The organism is Gemmatimonadota bacterium, assembly GCA_026706345.1.
Classification (GTDB): domain Bacteria; phylum JAAXHH01; class JAAXHH01; order JAAXHH01; family JAAXHH01; genus JAAXHH01.
Genome location: JAPOYX010000133.1, coordinates 1 through 19003 on the forward strand (window position 1 = coordinate 1; position 19003 = coordinate 19003).

Annotated in this window: 9 protein-coding genes; 8 read left to right on the plus strand and 1 reads right to left on the minus strand. The window is 62.9% G+C overall.

What is annotated here, in order from left to right; genetic code table 11:
* Window positions 1-164: 164 nt before the first annotated feature.
* The 8 genes from OXG98_08520 (at window position 165) to OXG98_08555 (ending at window position 10279) form a co-directional block, all read left to right on the plus strand.
* Window positions 165-827, plus strand: coding sequence for a c-type cytochrome (locus OXG98_08520; GenBank protein ID MCY3772049.1), 663 nt, complete (start codon window positions 165-167; stop codon window positions 825-827).
* 10 nt (window positions 828-837) lie between these two features.
* The gene (locus OXG98_08525; GenBank protein MCY3772050.1) at window positions 838-3525 is read left to right on the plus strand and encodes a molybdopterin-dependent oxidoreductase; all 2688 of its coding nucleotides are present in this window, start codon (window positions 838-840) and stop codon (window positions 3523-3525) included.
* 58 nt (window positions 3526-3583) lie between these two features.
* Window positions 3584-4171, plus strand: coding sequence for a 4Fe-4S dicluster domain-containing protein (locus OXG98_08530; GenBank protein ID MCY3772051.1), 588 nt, complete (start codon window positions 3584-3586; stop codon window positions 4169-4171).
* A gap of 37 nt (window positions 4172-4208) precedes the next feature.
* The gene (locus tag OXG98_08535; protein MCY3772052.1) at window positions 4209-5174 is read left to right on the plus strand and encodes a 4Fe-4S binding protein; all 966 of its coding nucleotides are present in this window, start codon (window positions 4209-4211) and stop codon (window positions 5172-5174) included.
* Window positions 5164-5757, plus strand: coding sequence for a hypothetical protein (locus OXG98_08540; protein ID MCY3772053.1), 594 nt, complete (start codon window positions 5164-5166; stop codon window positions 5755-5757). The genes OXG98_08535 and OXG98_08540 overlap by 11 nt, the downstream gene beginning before the upstream one ends.
* A complete protein-coding gene (locus OXG98_08545; GenBank protein MCY3772054.1) occupies window positions 5754-7274 on the plus strand; it encodes a 4Fe-4S binding protein in 1521 nt (506 codons plus the stop codon). Before OXG98_08540 ends, OXG98_08545 begins: the two co-directional genes overlap by 4 nt.
* 80 nt (window positions 7275-7354) lie before the next feature.
* Complete coding sequence (locus OXG98_08550; protein MCY3772055.1) at window positions 7355-7882, plus strand: 4Fe-4S dicluster domain-containing protein; 528 nt, start codon at window positions 7355-7357, stop codon at window positions 7880-7882.
* Window positions 7883-7891: 9 nt separating this feature from the next.
* The gene (locus OXG98_08555) at window positions 7892-10279 is read left to right on the plus strand and encodes a DUF255 domain-containing protein (protein MCY3772056.1); all 2388 of its coding nucleotides are present in this window, start codon (window positions 7892-7894) and stop codon (window positions 10277-10279) included.
* Window positions 10280-10499: 220 nt separating this feature from the next.
* On the opposite strand, the gene OXG98_08560 is transcribed toward OXG98_08555, so the two are convergent.
* Complete coding sequence (locus OXG98_08560) at window positions 10500-18980, minus strand: hypothetical protein (protein MCY3772057.1); 8481 nt, start codon at window positions 18978-18980, stop codon at window positions 10500-10502.
* Between the last annotated feature and the right edge of the window lie 23 nt (window positions 18981-19003).

Here is a 19003-nt window from a genome sequence, read left to right on the forward strand (position 1 = left end):
ATTTCATGTTGGAATCACGTCCGCCCTTCAGGCTCATTTCATATTGGAAAACACTGAACGTTGACAACCGGGTACTCGTTTGCCATGATTAAAGCAGGGACACGCGTTAGCGCCACCTCGCTTACGGCACACAGAAGGAGGGCTTGGATTAAGGGGGTATTAAAATGAAAAACATGGGGCAATTTAATTCTGGAGCGATGTATGCGCTATTACTTTGCCTGTTGGTTCCAACCACCGCCATATCCGACGATTCCCTGGTGATCGCCAAGGGAAAGGACTTATATGAGAAAAACTGCGTATTCTGTCACCAGGCAGATGCCATAGGGAAAGCCGGATTTGCGCCGTCCCTGACCAATCCTGAATTTCTGTCGACCGCTTCAGACGAATTGCTGCTGGGAACAATTCGCGACGGCCGCCTGGGTACGGGCATGCCCCCGTTTGCTCACCTGGGACTGGATGGAATCGAGGCTATAGGCGTATACCTCAGGGCTCACTCCGAATTGCCTGACCGATCCGCTGAAATCGATAGCCAGCACAGGGCACAGGGTGATCCCGTTGCAGGGAAGCTCTGGTTCGATCAGATTTGCGCCACCTGCCATGGTCCCCAGGGTGACGGCTACATTGCCGGCGGCACCGGTACCGCAATCGGGAAAGCCGGGTTTCTCAACAAGGTCTCAGACGGGTTTATCCGCACTACCATAAAATTTGGCCGTTCCAATACCCGCATGCGCGGTTTCTCCGGGCCTGCGGGCCTTGCAAACCTTACCGATCAGGAAATCGACGACATTATTGTTTATTTGCGCGAACTGGAAAAACAGAACCATTAGGAGAGAGCACATGAAACGTATAAAAACCAGCAGAAGAGATTTCCTGAAAAGTGGCGCATTTATAACCGGATCGGCTGCAGGGGCAAGTCTGTACGTCGGCAATAACCCGGAACTGGAAGCAGCGCCTGCCTCCGCCGCTGCTGTTACCCGCGGTACTGCCCTGGCGCAGTGCCCTTATTGCGGTGTCGGCTGCGGCACCATCATATTGACGGAGAACGGCAAGATTGTTTCCATGCGTCCGGACAAGGACCACCCGACCAATTACGGCTTGCAGTGCATCAAGGGACTGACGGCTGCGGAACCCATGTATATCGATCGTATGGAAGGTGATCCATACGTGCGTAAGGATGTCTGGGAGGAATGGAATAAGCCCGGTCATGGAGATATGGATTTTGTCAGCAAGAGTAAGGGCTCTTTCGATGAAGAGCATTTTGTGCGGGTGCCTTATGAACAGGCATCAGGATTAGTAGCGCACAAGATCGCGCACTTTGCGAAGAAGTATACCGGGAATTCCATTGCCCTGTACGGCTCCGGTCAGCTGACCATGGAAGGCCAGTACCTGGAAAACCTGTTTATGAAGGGCGTTCTTGGTTCCAATACCATTGAAGCAAATGCCAGGATGTGCATGACCTCCGCGGTAACGGGCTATTTTGCATCGTTAGGATCTGACACGCCGCCGCTGGCTTATGAGGACATTGAACTCAGCGACATGATCATGCACTTCGGGCATAACGCCCGGGAATCGCATCCGATTATCTTCTGGCGGGCGGCTGACCACAAAAAGAAAAAGGATATCCCGACGGTCGTGGTTGATCCTCGCCGCACCGGTACGACCCAGGGTTATGAAGATATCAACCCGGAAAACAGCGTACATGTGCCGGTTCTCAACGGCGATATCAGTTTTTTGAATGCGCTTGCCCATGTCCTGATCAAGGAACATCCTGATGTCATCGATTGGGAGTTTGTAAAGGATCATGCTACCGGTTGGCAGGAATATTCCAGCGGGGTATTACAGAATTACAGCCCGGAACAGGTACAGGACCGCATGGGTTCGGATGAAGTCACCCCTGAACTGATACGCCTCGTGGCCGGCATGTTTGCCGACGCCACGCGCAAACGCCTGGAGCGCAGCAAGAAAAGTCACGCGGCCGGTTACGGCGGCGTGATCATAATGTGGGGGATCGGTTACAACCAGCATATCCACGGCCAGCACAATGTCATCTCCATCATCAACCTGCTGGCTTTAACGGGCAACCTGGCCAAGCCCGGCTGCGGTCCGTTTTCGATGACGGGCCAACCGAATGCGATGGGCGAACGCTTTACCGGCGGCTTGACGGGACGCCTGCCGTTTAATGAACCGTTATCCAACCTGAAACATCTTGCGCACATGGCAAAGTCCTGGCGCGTCCCCGAACAGAACCTGGAACGCGCGCTGAAATCGGAGAACCCGGGCTATGCGGTGGGGATGATGGAACGCGCCCTGAAGGATGAGGTCAAGGCGATGTTCCTGGTGTATGCGACGCATATTGATTTACCGGACCAGCAGAACCTGATTCGTCCGGCGCTGATGAAAACGTTCAACATAGTGCAGGAGATCTATCGCCATGCCCCCAATAATCTCTATGCGGACGTCATCTTTCCCGCAGCGACCTGGGGCGAGGTGACAGGTGTCTATATCAGTTCGGAACGCCGCATCAACATTTGCGACAAGGCTGCCGAACCGCCTCCCGGGTGTCACCCTGATATGGACATGGTGATCGACAAGGGGAAGGAAGTCGCGCACCTGCTGGGGCTTGATGCGGATACGATATTCCCCTACCGGAAACGGGAAGACGGCACCTACGACGCCGAGGAGGTATTCCGGGATGTCATCCAGGCGTCTGCCGGGACGGATACCGACCTGACGGGCATACTCGAAGTTGAGAAAGTGGACAATGTCAGTCCGTATGAGCAGATACGCAAGCTGCGCGGTATCCAGTGGCCGGCCCCCACTTACGCCATTGCCAGGGGCGGCGGCACCAAGCGCCGGTACATGTTGCAGGAAGGTGACTGGGAGAGCCGGCCGTACGGTTATTTCAGGACAAAAGACGGCAAGGTGCACTTCAAGTTGTGTGAACAGGATTACAGCGACCGCAAACGCGTCACGGATAAATTGATGGAGTTCGGCGACAAGGAAGGCGTGTATACCATCGATAATATCGCCCTTCTTGAAGAGGCCCGCGACAAGGGGCTGACCCCGGATCTCCCCGATGAGGATTTCCGCGGGAACAAATGGCAGGACGTACCCGCGGACAAATACCCCTACTGGCTCGGCCTGGGCGTGGTTTATGAACATTTTCATACGGCCAAATCCAACCGCAGCGCGACTACCCGCCGCCTGGTCCCGGAGCAGTATGTTGAAATGCATCCGGATGATGCGAAGACTTTGGGCATAGAAGATGGTGACAAGGTGAGGCTCATTACCCGGCGCGGCAATTACGAAGCCAGGGCGCAGGTGGGGACTAACAGCCTGGTGAAGCCTGCGCGCAATTCGGTGCCGCGGGGATACATGTTCAGCCCCTGGAACCTGTCGGTTGCCGACAGTGCAGACCCGAAAAAGAACAAATGGCTGGTTAATAATACATCCAGCCGGGTCTGGGACCTGATATCGGGCCAGGTGGATTTCAAAAAGCTGGCATGCAGGATTGAAAAGGTGTAAATGTTCCGGACGGAATTCAGGTGAGGAGTAACGGATTACGTTACCCCTCTTGCGCAGGGTGGCATCTATGAAACGCAGGAAATTTTTACAGGACCTGGTTTCCGCAGCGACCGCCATGGCTGCTGCGCCGGCCGCGACGGCGCGGGTGGCCCAAAAGACGGGAATTCGTTACCTGCGCCCGCCCGGTTCCCTGGACGAAGCCAAGTTTGTCAGCCGTTGTATACGTTGCGGCCAGTGCGGCGAGGCATGCCCCAACCGCTGCATAAAATTTTTCGGGACGGAAAACGGCTTTAGTTCTTACGGCACTCCGTACATAACGCCGCGGGAACAGGCCTGTATCCTGTGTATGAAATGCGGTGACGTGTGTCCGACCGGGGCCATTCAATCCATAACGCGTGAGGCGGAAACCATCCTGGATTCCGTCGCCATGGGTAAAGCCCGCGTCAATGAAAGCCTGTGCCTGTCCTACCAGGGAAAATCATGCGGCGTCTGTTACCGGGCCTGCCCGTTACCCGACATCGCCATCAAGGTGGGATGGATGGAACAACCCCATGTGCAGGACGCCTGCGTCGGTTGCGGTCTGTGTGAGCGTTCGTGCATCCAGATACCGCAGGCAATTCGGGTGATACCAAACCACAGTCTGTGAGGCCGCTTCGAAACCAGGCGCCAGACGGTCAGGTTCCATGACACCTCATATTCGCCACCTGAACAAACTGCGCTGGGTCACCCTGACCGGCGTATTCCTGGTACTGATCCTGTTGCCCTGTATCAGCATTTACCAGGCGTATGTGGCTGCTCATGCCTATGACCTGCTCACGCCGTCCGAACAGTTGTTTTATGACGTCATGGAGACGTTGACCGACCCGTTTGTCAGCGACCCGGAACACGATCTCGACGCGGTCAAAGGCACCACCTGGGCTGCGACCGTATTTGATGTAAAGGTCAGCGACCCGCTGGCCGTAGTCGGCCAGGTCTCCGCCGGCCTGGAGATTTATCCGTCTTTCTTGCTTGCCGCGCTCATCCCCGTGATTGTCACACTCATGTTCGGCCGGATATTCTGTGGCTGGATCTGCCCTGCCACCCTGCTGTATGAACTCAACACCAACCTGGCCGCCTGGTTGCACCGGGTGGGATTGCCTGTGGGCAACCGCCATTTTGACCGGCGCCTGAAATACCTGGTGCTGGGTATCGGAGTCATATTATCGATGATCACCGGTTCGGTATTGTTCGCGGCCGTCTACCCGCCTGCCATCATCGGACGCGAGATATATTACGCGATCGCCCTGGGGGGATTTGGCGCCGGGGCGGTATTTTTCGTACTGACCCTGTTGTTTGATTTACTGGTGGCGCGGCGCGGGTTTTGCCGTTACGTCTGTCCGGGAGGGGCGCTGTATTCATTGCTTGGACGTTACCGGGTGTTGCGCATACAACGAAAGGTGGAAACCTGCAACGATTGCGCGAAATGCACGGCAGTGTGCGAATTTGAACTCAACCCCATGCGCGACGGCTTCGGCCAGGAATGCAATAACTGCACAGCCTGTATTGCTGTCTGTCCCACGGATGCGCTGGTGTTCAAGGTAGATATAAAGGACATACCCAACCAGGGTCCGGGGCATCTCGGCAGGCATTACCGTGAAAATGAGTATTGAAGATAGACACTGTTCCGGTCTGTGCCTGCTTGTTTTGATTATCGTTCTATCCGTTCCCGTTCAGGCGCACCACGTGCTCGGCAGACCCTCATACAGCCTCAATGAAGACTCGACCACACCGCCGAGTATGCAGGTTGAAACACAGATAGGTAATTATTATGTTACCTACATGGTATTCCCCGCTTTTCCGAGTCCTAATCAGCCGGGCAGGGTAAACCTGTATGCCTCGCGCATTGATAATGGCAGGCCCTTCGATGGAGAAGTGGCATTCAAGGTGCGGGATGACAGCCTGTTCAATGACGACGAGGAACTTCTCGGCGTACAACTACCGGATGACAATGTGTTCCGGCAGGGATTCGAATTTCGTGAAGCCGGCAATTTCATTGTGCGCGCCGAGTTTGAAGCGGGTGGAGAACCCTACCAGATAGATTTTCCCTTACAGATTGGCGAACCTGCCCGCTGGGGTCCGCTCGGACTGACCGTTGCCGCCATTATGATGCTGTTGATCACCGTGAATTTCGTTCAGCGCAATCGCCTCATCAGCGATAAAATCAGAAGCGGGCGCCAGGACAGGGCAGGATGATGATGGTACATCCGGGGCTTCCTTCAGTATGGGCCGCGGCGCTATGTGTTTTCATGCTGGCGCTGAGTGCTTATATCCTGCTGGCGAACACCGTGTCCGGCAGGCCGGCAAAGACGATCAGCCTGGCGAACATACCCGTTCTGGGCGCGTTTGTGCGCGCCCTGACCGGAACACCCGTCATATTATTGTTTTTGAAAATTACCGTGGTGTGCCTGTTTGTCCTGGTCATTGCCGCGGGATTGTCCGGTTCCCAGATTCCCGAAAGAAATATTGCAACGGTACTGACCTGGAACATATGGTGGGCCGGCCTCATCATTTCTGTTTTTTTTCTCGGCTCTGCCTGGTGCGCAATCTGCCCCTGGGACGCCATTGCCACCTGGCTGGTTCGCCGCCGCCTGTGGCGCCGCGCGCATCCCAATAACAGCCTTAATCTCAGGGTGTCCCGCAGGCTGCGCAGTGTCTGGCCGGCCCTGGTCCTGTTTATCGTCCTGACCTGGTTTGAACTGGGCGTCGGCGTTACCTCCAGCCCGTATATGACGGCGCTGCTGGCCCTGGCAATGGTGCTGATGGCCACGGCCAGCCTGGCCGTTTTCGAAGGCAAGGCCTTTTGCCGGTACTTCTGTCCGGTAGGCAGGACCATCGGGTTCTATTCCCAACTCGCGCCGGTCGAACTCAGGCCCGTCAATACGGATATCTGCGCCGGGTGCAAGACACTGGAATGTTATTACGGATCGGAAACCGTCGATCCCTGCCCGACTCACCTGGTGATGGGGCGGTTGAAACAGAACACCTATTGCACTTCCTGCGGGAATTGCGCCAGGAGTTGCCCGGACAATAATGTCGCCTGGCGCCTGCGCGCGCCCAGCAGGGAAGCCATTGAAGATGCCCGCCCGCATTGGGATGAAGCATGGTTTATGCTGGGCCTGTTGGCATTAACGGAGTTTCACGGCATATCCATGGCGCCATTTTTCGAAGTCTGGTTGCTGTCTCTGGCCGCGCTGGTGAATGATTCGGGGAAACTGTTGTGGAGTTTTTCCATTTTGCTGTTATCCGGTATGCTGGTAGTGGTGTTGGCCTATGCGTTCTTTGTGCGGCTCACGCAAAAGATCTGTCCCGGCAGATCGGAGTTTAAAAAACTGTTTTCCGGTTTTGTCTTCGTTTCACTTCCGCTGGCATTCAGTTATCACCTGGCGCACAATTTAAGCCACCTGTTCCGGGAAAGTTCAGGTTTCGGCGCGCTGTTGCTCAATCCTTTCGGACTGGGCGCGCAGCCCTTGAGCATGATGGAAAAACACAGCAGGCACCAGGATATCCTGTTCTCACAGGATTTCCTGTTTGCATCGCAAGCAGCCCTGCTCGCATTCGGGTTCTGGATAAGCCTGAAAGTGATCCAACATCGCGGATACGTATTGGCCGGCGCTGCAGGCTTGCGCCTGTCACCCATGATAATGTTTGCAATTACCATTACCGGGCTGCATGTCTGGTTGCTGATGCAGCCCATGATGATGAGATTTTGAGCAAAATGGACAGGCGTAACTTTTTCAGGATGGGTTTGCAGAAAGCCGCTGAAACAGCCGTCCGGCTTGCGGATGAATCCGTGACACAACGCGCCAGGCACTGGATTCGGCCGCCTTATGCCCAGGCTGAACTGGAATTCCTGCTTGCCTGTACCCGCTGTGACAAGTGCATAGAGGCCTGTCCCCATAATGTCCTCTTTAAATTGCCGGCTAGACTTGGCGCACAGGTCGTGGGCACGCCGGCAATGGATGTGCTGAACAGGGGTTGTCATCTCTGCGATGACTGGCCGTGTGTCAACGCCTGTGAACCGGACGCGTTGCGCCTTCCCGCCACGGCCGAAGATGAGGACGCGCCGTTACCGAAACTGGCGCATGCGGAAATCAACGTCTCGGCTTGCCTGCCTTACCTGGGGCCAGAGTGCGGCGCCTGCAAACCTGCCTGCCCGGTCCCCGGCGCAATGACCTGGAAGATGGAAAAGCCTGAGATCAACCCGGACATCTGCACGGGCTGCGGATTGTGCAGGGAGGCATGCATAGTCGAACCGAAGGCAGTGAACATCTCCTCGCTCCCTCCTGAAATCCGGGAGTTGCCGTCCGGTAGTCCCTGAGCGTTCGGGATGCCTGCTTACCGGGCAATTATCTGTGTGCTGGCGGTTTGCCTGGGCCCTGCGCAGGCAGCCGATTGTCTGTCGGGTCAGCTGTCCTGTTCCGAGCCACTGCAGTCGGAACTGCGCCAGGCGCTTACGGACAGGGGAGAGGACTACCGGCCCAGGACAAGGCACCTGGGCCCGGATGGACGGCCGCTGTTCATAAACCGGTTAATCTTCGAAGATTCCCCATACCTGTTGCAACATGCGCATAACCCCGTGAACTGGCATAGCTGGGGCAGCGAGGCGTTTGCGCGCGCCGGGGAGGAGGGTAAACCGGTGTTTTTGTCGATTGGTTATTCCACCTGCCACTGGTGTCACGTAATGGAGAGGGAGAGTTTTGAAGACATCGCGATTGCCCGGTACCTGAACGAACATTTTATCCCCGTTAAAGTGGACCGGGAAAGACGCCCCGATATCGACGAAATATATATGTCGGCGTTACTGCTCACAAAAGGGCAGGGAGGATGGCCCCTGTCAAGTTTCCTGACCCATGACGGAAAACCGTTTTATTCAGGTACCTATTACCCGCAGGACGAGTTCCTGGGACTGCTCAAACAGGTCAGGGAGTTGTGGGCAACGCAGCACGATGACCTGGACTTGCTGGCGGAGAAGATCGCAGATGCCGTAACGGGCTCCATGCAGGCCAGGGGCAGGGTAGCCGCTATCGGCCCGGACCTGGTGCAAGGCGCCGTTTCCCGGATTTTATATGGCTACGATCAACAGTGGGGCGGGTTCGGCGGGGCGCCCAGGTTTACCAATGAATCGTCCCTGATGTTGTTGTTGCAGCACGGCTACCGCAACATGAATGAAACAGGCATTGCCGCTGCGGAACATACGTTGACGATGATGGCCCATGGCGGGCTGTATGACCAGGTGGGCGGCGGATTTCACCGCTATTCGACAGATGCGCGTTGGCTGGTCCCGCATTTTGAAAAAATGCTGTACCACCAGGCTAATATGGCCAGGGTCTACCTTGACGCCTACCGCTATACGGGGAACAGGTTTTTTGCGCGTATCGCGGAGCAGACACTGGACTTTATGTTACGTGACATGAGATCCCCTGATGGCGGCTTTTATTCGGCCGTGGATGCGGAAAGCGCCGGAGAAGAGGGCCGCTTTTACGTGTGGTCTCTTGATGAGATAAACCATTCACTCCCGCCCGGAGATGCAGCGCTTGCGCGTTCGGTTTTCGGGCTAACGGAACAAGGCAACTTTAACGGGAGAAATATTCTGCATTTTCCCGATGAATTACCTGATCTGGCAAAAAACCTGGATATGGACGAGCTGGAATTGATCTCAAGACTGGACGGCATTCGGGAAAGACTGCGCCTGGAGAGGGAGAAACGGCCGCATCCGCTGGTTGACAGAAAAACCCTGGTGGCCTGGAACGGCATGGCGATTGCCGCGCTGGCTATGTCCGCCCGGGCGCTGGACCGGCAGGAGTACCTTGGAGCCGCAACAGCAACAGCCGAGTTCCTCTGGAAGCGCCAGCGCAGCAATGACGGCAGCCTGTTGCGCATACATTACGCCGGCCGGTCTTCCGGCAAGGCGACACAGGACGACTATGCGTATTTCGCCCAAGGGTTGATTGCCTTGTATGACGCCACCGGAGAGCGGGTGTGGCTGGAACGGGCTGTTGAACTGGTCCGGACAATGGTGGACAGGTTCTGGGACCGCGAGGCCGGCGGTTTCTACATGAGCGAAGTTGAGGACACCCTTTTTGTCATGCCTAAACAATTTCGTGACGGTGATATGCCTTCCGGGAATTCCGCGGCGTTGCATGTCCTGGTAAGCCTGTCGAGCCGTGTCAGGGACTGGGATTATAAAAACCTTGCCGTCCGGTTAATCGAGACGTTTTCTGCGGTGCTGGGCGAACAGGCCGGAACCAGTCCGTATTTTATGGTTGCCGTCGACAGGTATCTGAACAATGCCGCAGGCGACACCGAGTATGCCGCCCGCGGAGAGATAAAGTTAACGGCGCGGAAAGCGGAGGATTACGACAAGATCCGGATCAACCTGGATATCGCACCGGGATGGCATGTCAATGCTTACCGCCCCGGAGCTGAAAACCTTATCCCGCTGGACATAAACATTGCCGGAAACCGCGGCCGATGGGAGTTGCTCAGGGTCTCTTACCCCGAACCCCGGCTGAAAGAGTTGTCATTTGAAGACGGGAAGCTCGCGCTGTATGAAAACAGTGTCGACATTCCCCTGGAATTGAGGCCTCCGCCGGACCGGGAGTTTTTCCATGACCGGAGGCTGGACCTCAAAATACGGTTGCAGGCCTGTGATGATGAAATTTGCCTGCCGCCTGAAGACGTGGTGTTGGAATACCTGCATCCAGATAACCCCTGACTAGCAGTCTGTCGGACTTGGCCCGTATATCTCACCAAGGTAACATGCAGACGTAATTTATTGCATTTATATAAATGTCCCCATTTACAGTAGGAGAAACAGTCATTGCCGCCTCAAAACGGCAGGGCATGGCCGCCGGTTCGTCCCTGTTTTGGCCGGTTCATCCGGTGTTGCCCCGGTATTGTCGTTGTGTCGCCGAGGAATGACGAGCGGGGAGGCTTTACCAGCGTGACGTGACGCGGATGGCGGCCTCGTACTCGGCGGCGGCGCCGGGCGGTGTGCGGCGGGTGGCGGAGAGGTCGATGCTGAGGTCGGGCGCGTGCGGCCCGGCCGGGGTGAGTTGCCAGCCCAGGGTGTAGTCGCCGGCCCCGCCGCCCAGGGTATAGCCCAGGGTGGGAGAACCGACAAAGCGGCCGCGGAGCACGGGCAGGCCCCAGGCGGCCTCGGCACTCCAATGGCCTTGTGCGCCGCCCGGGTTGCTTGTGGGCAGCTCGCTCGCGAACAGGGCGTCCAGGCCGCCCGAGGACGGGCCGCCGAGCCGGTGGGTCACGGTCAGGGACGGGCCCAGCAGGGAGCTGAGGTCCGGGTCGAAGGCCAGGGCGGCCGAGAGGCCGTAGTTCTCAAATGACGTGTCCCGGTGCGCCACCAGGGTGCGGCCTTCAACTTCCGCAGTCAGGCCGAGGCGCGCGCTCTCCCAGCGCAACGCCGCGCCCAGCTCTATCCCCAGTCCGGTCTCGGCGTCCCCGGCGTCATAGCGCAGGCCGGCCTCGAGGGCGGGCTGCAGCGTGTTCTCCCCCGGTAGCGCCAAGGACCAGCCGCCTTCCAGGCCCAGGCGCAGGCGCGCGGTCCCGGCCGCGGCGGACTCCATGCCGACAATCTCCTTTGATGTCGTGCGCGTCCACTGCGCATCGCCCACCAGGGCCAGCTCGGGGCCCGCCTCCCCGAGCAGGGCGCCGATGTGGCTGCGCACCCCGCCGGCGGCCAGGTACCAGCCCAGGTCGGTCTTGAGAATCTCGGTCAGCGCCCCGGACTCCCGCGTGGGGGACAGCGTCAGGCGGCCGCGGCCGTGGCCCAGCGCGCCCCAGATGTCGGTGTGTGCCCAGCGCAGGGCGGCATAGGGCAGCACCGAGGTCAGGGCCGCCTCCACTTTACCTTCGCCGTGTTCGCCCCGGTAGCTGCCGTCGGCGCCGGTCAGCATCAGCGCCGCCCCGGCCTGCCAGTTAGCCCGCGCATAGTCCGCGCCCAGCAGGCCGGTGCTCAATTCGCCGTCCAGGCCCAGCGCCCCGTCGGCGCCGCTAAAGCGGGCGTGCAGGCCCCGGCCCCACAGGGCGACACTGCCGCCGGCGTCGTCCGGGGCGCGGGTGTAGCTGAAGGCCGACCCGGCCAGGGCCTCGGCCAGCGTCACCGTGCGCGTGGTGTACGTCGTCTCCCGGGCGTCGTCCGGGAACACGCTGCCGGAGGCGGCGTGCACACCGGGGGCGATGCGCACCCCGGGGGGGACCTGCGACCCGGCGGCGTGCAGGCCGGGGGCGGGGGTCGGCACGGCGTCACCGGCCGGCGGCTGTCCTTGCGCCGCCGCCTGCGGCCCGTGCACAGCCGCTGTCTGTGGCCCGTGCCTGTCCGGCGTCTGCATAATGAAGGTCTGTCTACTGGATTCCGGGTCAAGCCCGGAATGACGAACGGAGCCGGAACGACGAACGGTGGGCGCCTGAGACTCGTGCACCTCCGCCGTCTGCGGCCCGTGCACCGGCGTCTCTGATCCATGCGCTTGTGGCGTTTGCGGCTCGTAGCTATCCGGTGTCTGCGGCCCGTGCCTGTCCGGCGTCTGTATCCCCTGTGGCCTGTCTCTGTCCGTTGCGCCGCCGTTGACGGTGAACCCCCGTCCCAGGACGCGGCCGCTGAGTCCCGGCGCGCGGGACGCCTGCAGCCGGGCGGTGATGCCGTCCACGGCCTGCTCCGCCAGGCCGCGGCCGAAGCGGCCCAGCCAGGCGGCCGGCAGCGGGCCGTCGTTCTCGATGGTGCCGGTGGCGATGGCGCGGGTGATGCGCACCACCGCCGGGCGCGGGTTGCGAATCTCGAGCTCGAAGGTCTCATTGCCCTCGTCGATGTCGTCCTCCACCGCCCACACCCGGTAGGTGAGGGTCCTCTCGCCCTGCTCGAACGTGACGCTGTTGCCATAGCATTCGAAGTCGTATCCGATGTTGGCCTTACCGGCAAAGCAGAGGGTTTGCACGGTGATCGGGCCGGGCGCGGCCCGGCTCAGGGAAATCACGAACTCCAGGTCCTCGCCCTCCTTCGCACTCGCATCCCCGATCGACACCTCGATGCCCGCGTAGTTGGACTCATCGTTGTCGCGCACGGTGACGCTGGCCTCATCCGCAGCCGCCACCGTGTAGCCGGCGCCCGCGCGCACGGTGGCCGTGACCGAGCCGTTGGGCTCGTCCTCACTGTCGTCCACCGTCTTGACCCTGTGGGTCAGCGAGCCTGAGGTCGGCACCGTCACCGTCTCCTCGCCCGTCGCGCCGGGCGCGGCGACACGGCCCTGCTGGACGATATACAGGGTGACCCTGAGCGGCGTGGCGGGGGCCGGGGTCGCGGTCACCGTGAAGCTCGCCCGGCCGCCCTCGTCAATGGCCGCCCCGGCCGTCACGCTCACCGCGGGCAGCGGGGCGTCGTCGTCCTCCACGGTGACGCCGGCGCGGTGGGGGCTGCCCAGGACGTAACCCTCGCCCCCGGCCAGGGTCGCCGTCACCGGGCCGTCGGCCTCGTGGGCCTCGTCCCTCACCGTGGCGACGTGGTAGCTCGCCGAGGTCTTGCCGGCCGGGAGGGTGACCGTATCGCTCCCCTCGTCCCCGGGGGCCACGAAGTCGCTGCCCGGGGCGTCGGCGATGCTGAGATTCACCGCAAGGTCCGTCGCCGGCGCGGGGTGGGCGGTGAGCGTGAACGCGGCGCTGCCGCCTTCGGTGATGGTGCCCCCGCCCGTGACGGTGACGGTCGGCGTCGTATCGCTGGCCGCAATAGTGAGCGTGTGCGCGGGACGCCTGCCCAGGGTGTAGCCGGTCCCGCCGGTGAGCGTGAGCACCACCGTCTCGGCGGGCTCCTCGTCGGCATCGTCGATGAGGGTGACCGGTATGTCCGCGGACGTGGCCAGCGCCGGCACCGTGAGACTGCCGGAATTCGCGATGGTGAAGTCGGACCCCGCGGTGGCGCTGCCGCCCACGGTGTAGGTGAGCGCCAGCGCCGAGGCCGAGGGCCGGCCCAGCGCAATGCGCACCTGCACCGTGCCGGCGTCCTCGTCCGCCTGCGCGGTCGCCGCCCCGAACTCGGCCGCGGGCGCGGCGTCGTTGTCGGCCACCGCCACTGAGGCCGTGCCGTGCGCGCCCGAGGGCGTGTAGCCCGGTGAGGGCCGGACCTCCGCGGCGAGGGTGCCGCCGGGTTCGTCCACGTTATCATCGACCGTCTTGACGGTCAGGGTGCCCGTGCCGGACGTATCGATACCGACCGTGCGCTGGCCCTGCTGGCCCTGCCGCACAAAGTCGCCACTGTCGGCCACTTCCAGGTGCACGGTGATGGCGGCCCCGGGCGCGGGGTGGGCGGTGAGCGTGAAGGTCGCCGCCGCGCCCTCGGTAATGGCCGTCCCCGCGGCAATGCTGATGGTGGGCGGGTCATCGTCGTCACGCACCGTGACGGTGGCAGCGCCCGCGGTGGCCGAGGGCGCATAGCCCGTCCCGGCCTTGACGGTGGCGGTGATACTGCCGTGGGGCTCATCACCCGTGTCGTTATCGGTGCCCACGGTCAGCGTGCCCGTGCCGGCGGTGTCGATATCGACCATCTTCGTGCCCGTCGCGCCGGCCTCGGCAAAGCTGCCGCGCTCGGTCACCTCGATGTTCACGGTGAGCGCAGACTTGGGCGCCGGAGCGGCCGTGAGCGTGAAGGTCACGTCACCGCCCTCGGTGACCACCTCGTCCGGCGCAATGCTGACCAGCGGCTGCGGCGGCGGGTCGTCGTTGTCCGCGACCGCGACCGTGGCGCGGGCGGCCGTGCCGGACGGCGCGTAGCCCGTGCCGGTCCCGATGGTGGCGGTGAGCGTGCCGTCGGGCTCGTCCACGCCCGTATCGTCCTTCGTCTTTACCGTCAGGGTGGCCGTGCCGGAGGTCCCGATCGCTACTTGGCGCGCCCCGTCCTGGCCGTCCTCGGCAAACGCGCCGCTGTCCGTCACGGTCACGTTCACCGTGATGGCGGCCTTGGGCGCGGGAGAGGCGGTCAGGGTGAAGGTGGCCTCGCCGCCTTCGGTGATGGCCGGCCCCGCGGCGATGCTGACCAGCGGCGGGTCATCGTCCCTGACCGCGACGCTGGCGCTGGCGTCGGTCCCGGACGGGGCGTAGCCCTCGCCGGTCCGAATGGTGGCGGTGAGCATGCCGTCCGGCTCCTCGGTCCCGTCATCCACGGTGGGCACCGAGAACGCGCCGGCACCGTCGCGGCCGACCCGCACCGCGCGCGCGCCGGTCTGGCCGGCCTTGGCGAAGTGACCACTGTCGGCCACGTTCACGTTCACAAACACCGGGGCAGTCGGCGCGGGCGCGACGGACACAGTGAACACCGCATTGCCGCCCTCGGTGATGCTTGGACCTGCGGCGATGCTGGCCGCAGGCGGTGGCGGCGGCGCGGGCGGCGGCGCCTCGTCGTCGGCGATGGTCAGCGTGTGGACATGTGTGCCCCCCACCGCATACCCCTCGCCCGCGTCAAGTGTCAGGACCACGGTCTCGCCGGGGTCGGCCACGGCATCGTCGGTCACGGCCACTTCGACGTCGGCGGAGGCGGCACCCGCGGACACCGCCAGCGTCCCGCTCAGTGCCTCGTAATCCTCACCCGCGGTCGCGCTGCCGTCGACCGTGTAATTGAGCGTCAGGGCCGCCGTTGGCGCCGGGTCGAAAGTGACCGTCACGCTCACCGCGCCCCCGTCCTCGGGCGCGCTGGCCTCACCCGTGGCGAACGCCGCCACCGGCGTGCCCGGCGGCACCGGGTCGGTGAGCGTCAGCTCCACGACGGTGTCTTCGCCCAGGATGTAGGGCGAGTAGTGCGCCACGCGGTTGTCCGGGATGGGCACGAGTGCCAGGCGCAGCGTCTCCGCGCCCTCGGTGCGGCCGTCGTCGCGCGGCACCAGCCGGAACCGCTGGTACTGGGGCACGTCGTTGCTGTACACCGCCACCGGCAGGGCGGGCGGGGGCGCCGGGCGCCAGCCGTCCCGCCAGCGGTACTCCAGGCGGTAGTCCGCGCGGGTGGCCGTGCCCGTGGCCTTAAGGAACACCTCGTCAAACAGCGTATCGTCGTAATTGAAGCGCCCGGACTCCACCACCACCCGCAGTTCCACCGGGTCGCCATCCTCGGCCACCGTGGCCGGCGCGCCCGGCGCCAGCGCCAGGGACAGCGTCGGCGTCGGTTCCTCGTCGTCGTCGATGGTCACCGGCAGGCTCTTGGCGATCGAGCCGTAGTCCGCGCCCGATGCCGTGTGGGTGAGCGTCGCGCTGTCGTTGCCGGGGCCGTTGTCGTGCGCGGCCGTGACCGTCACGGTCTGCGCGCTGTGCCAGTCGGACGCCGTGAACGCGAGGGTGGCCTGGTTGCCGTTCTGGTCCGGATCGGTATCCAGCGTCAGGTCGGTGCCGGAGGTCCCGGCCACGGTCACCGTCACCGTGCCGCCGACCGGCTCGGTGGCGAGCGCCACCGTGTAGGTGGCCGCCGTGCCCTCGTCCACGGTCAGCGCGGCGGGCGAGAGCACAAGGCCCTTGACGTCGTCGTTGACGATGGCCACCGTCTGCGGCGAACCCGACGGCTCGAGACTGTCGCCGAAGCCGTCCTTCGAGGGGGCGCGGGCGCCCGAGCCAAAGGCAATGCTCACGCTGCGCGCCACGGCCTCGTTGTTGTTCACCGCGGCCAGGAGGAGCGTCGCGGTCTGCGCGTCGGCGCCAGCGAACACCACCGCCGGGTCCTGGGCGCTGTGGGGACTGGCTGTTGAGAGCGTGACGCCGGTGTTGGTCGCGCCGGCCTTCTTGGCCAGGGTGTAGTGGTCGGTCACCGTGGCCCCGGTCACGCTGAGGGGCACGGTCACGGTCTCGCCCGCGACGAGTGCGCGGCCCAGGGTCACGGTGATATCGGTGCTGTTGCCATTGCCCGATTCATTGATGCTGGTAGCGCCCACCGCCAGCGTCACCGGCAGCGCGTCGTCGTTGACGATTTTATAGGTGGCGGGATTGCCCGCGGCGGCAATAGACCAGCCGACCGGCAGCGGCGTCACGCTGCTCGCGGCCAGGGTCACAGTCACGGTCTCGTCGGACTCCGGGGTCGTGTCGCCGAAGACCTGGAGCCTCCAGGTGTGGCTGGTGTCGTTCCGGCCGAGGGAGTATGCGACGCAGCCGCTGTCCCATTGCAGCGAGCTGCTCCCGGCGGGAGATACCAGCCGGTAGTCCTCACCCTCCGCCTTCGAGGAATTCTCGTCGCGCATCGCCGTGCCGGCGAAGCACAGGGTGTAGTGCAGTGACTCGCCGGCATCGACATTCGGCTTGGTCACGGTGAAGTCGAGGTAGGCGTCGGTGTTGTCGGCCTCGCTGACCGAGGCTTTCGCCGGCGCCAGCGCCACTTCGAGCGAGGGGTCGCGGACCGTGACGGACGCCGCGTTGGCCTTGCCGACGAAGTAGGTCCCGGGGGTGGTGGGCGGGCGCACTGTGACCGTGACTTCGCTGCTCGCTTCGGGTGTCTGGTCCGTCTGCGTCGCAACGGTGTAGGATTCCTGCGCCTCGTTGGCCGGGATGGTGACCGTCGTGTCGCCCTCGTCGCCGGCTGCCACAAAGTCCCCGCCCCCGCTCTCGGCCACGTTCAGGTTGACGGTCATGGGGCTTGCCGACACCGCGTTGCGGCGCACCGTGAAGGCCGCGCCCGCGCCCTCAGTAACGGCTGAGGAGTCGGCAGCGATCGTTACCGTCGGATCATTGTCGGCGATGTAAACGTCGATGTGGTCGGGCACGACACCGATGGGCAGCCAGGCCGGCGCCGCCTGAATGCGCAACCGCTCGGTCGGCTCGACCGTGTCGTCGTCAACCAGGTCGAACTCCAGCGTGAAGCTCGTGGCGCCCGCCTTGATGGTCGCGAACTCGGGGCGCGCGTAGGCCGCTTCGTAGTCCTCTCCCTTCGTCGCGGCGTCCTTCCACGGCCCCGGGTCATTTTCCGGGTCCTGCGGGTTGGCGTGCGTGTCGCGGTTGAGGTAGACGAAACTGACATCGATGTCCCGGCTGAGCGCCCGCGAGAGTGTGAGCGCCAGGCTCGCCGTGCCGTCGTCCTCGGCGACGTCGTGCCTGCCGGTCTTGGTGAAGCCGAAGATGAATTCGTCGTCGGCCACCGTCGCATCGATGCCGTTCGCCGCGGCATGGCGCCCCGCCCCGCCGGGCACGTTGGTGTGGGTGTCGGCGGCGAACTGCTGGTTCGACCCGAGCGCCACGGTCACCGTCTCTTCGTCATTCTCGAGCGCTGTGTCGGTGGGCTCCAACTCAAGCGTCGCCACGCGCGCGCCGCGCCCGGCGAAGATCACCGTGGGCGTGAGCGTGTCCGCGTTTTCGATGCTCACGCCCGTGTTCAGCCCGTCGCCGTCGCTGGCGGCCAGGCCGGCGAAGTCGCCGGCCGTGATGTCCTTGCCGGACAGGACGAGGGGCGCGTCGATGCGCTCGCCGGCAAAGAGCGCGCGGGAGAGCGTCACGGTGAACCTCAGCTTGTCGCCCGGGAGCGCCAAACTGCCCTCGGCGGTGCCTTCGGTGAGGGTGACGGCGCTGCCGCTGCGGGCGAGCGAGACGATGACCCCGATGCCGTCGTCGTCGAGGATGGTACCCGCGGCGTCGAGGGTTGCGCCCCCGCCCTCAAGCGTCGCGTTCGAGGGTGAGGAGAGCCTGAGCGCCACCGTCTCGTCGGATTCGTCCGCGGTGTCGCCGGTCACCGAGACATTGAGCTGCTTGGTGGTCTCGCCGGCGGCGAAGGTGAGCGTGCCGCCCGTCACGGTGGCGTAGTCGGCGCCCGCCGTCGCGGTGCCCGTCCCGACATCGGCCCACGCGACCGTGACCGTCTTCCCGCTCGCCGGCGCCAGCGTCACCGTGAAGCCGAGGTTGGTGCTGCCGGTGTTGCCCTCGGCGACCGCGGCCGATGCGATGGACAGCACCGGCGCCCCATCGTCGTCGGCCACCGTCGCGCTTACCGCCACCGCGGGCGCATCGGCATAGTCGGCGCCGGAGGCCGAGACTGCATGCACGATCGTCCCGGTGCTCTGCTCATCCTCGTTGTCGATGTCATCGTCGATGGCGGTCACGGTCACCGTCTGCGGCTCGTTCCAGTTCGATGGCGTGAAGGTGAGCTCGCCCGGACTCAGATGCAGCGCAACGCCGGAGGACGAGAGGGTCACGGTCACATCGTCGCTCGGCGCGTGGCTGAGGCGCAGCGTATAGCTTGCCTCGTTCTCCTTGACCTCTGTGGTTCCCGGATCGTCGGCCTCGGCGAGCGCCAGCGCGTCCGTGGACGCGACGACCGTGCGCACGTCGTTGTCTTCAACCGACACCAGCACCGAGCGGATGGTGATGCCGTGGTAGGCATGGGTGTTGTCCGAGGGGACCGCCGCGGCGTGGGTCAGGGCGACATTCCGCTCGCCTACACCGTCGGCGTCCTCCACGGCGCGCACCGTGACCGTCTGCG

Bases quoted from the DNA above. Each gene is read 5' to 3' on its own strand.
- OXG98_08545 (MCY3772054.1), top strand. From the start codon at position 5,754: ATGATGATGGTACATCCGGGGCTTCCTTCAGTATGGGCCGCGGCGCTA.
- OXG98_08535 (MCY3772052.1), top strand. From the start codon at position 4,209: ATGACACCTCATATTCGCCACCTGAACAAACTGCGCTGGGTCACCCTG.
- OXG98_08525 (MCY3772050.1), top strand. From the start codon at position 838: ATGAAACGTATAAAAACCAGCAGAAGAGATTTCCTGAAAAGTGGCGCA.
- OXG98_08555 (MCY3772056.1), top strand. From the start codon at position 7,892: ATGCCTGCTTACCGGGCAATTATCTGTGTGCTGGCGGTTTGCCTGGGC.
- OXG98_08520 (MCY3772049.1), top strand. From the start codon at position 165: ATGAAAAACATGGGGCAATTTAATTCTGGAGCGATGTATGCGCTATTA.
- OXG98_08540 (MCY3772053.1), top strand. From the start codon at position 5,164: ATGAGTATTGAAGATAGACACTGTTCCGGTCTGTGCCTGCTTGTTTTG.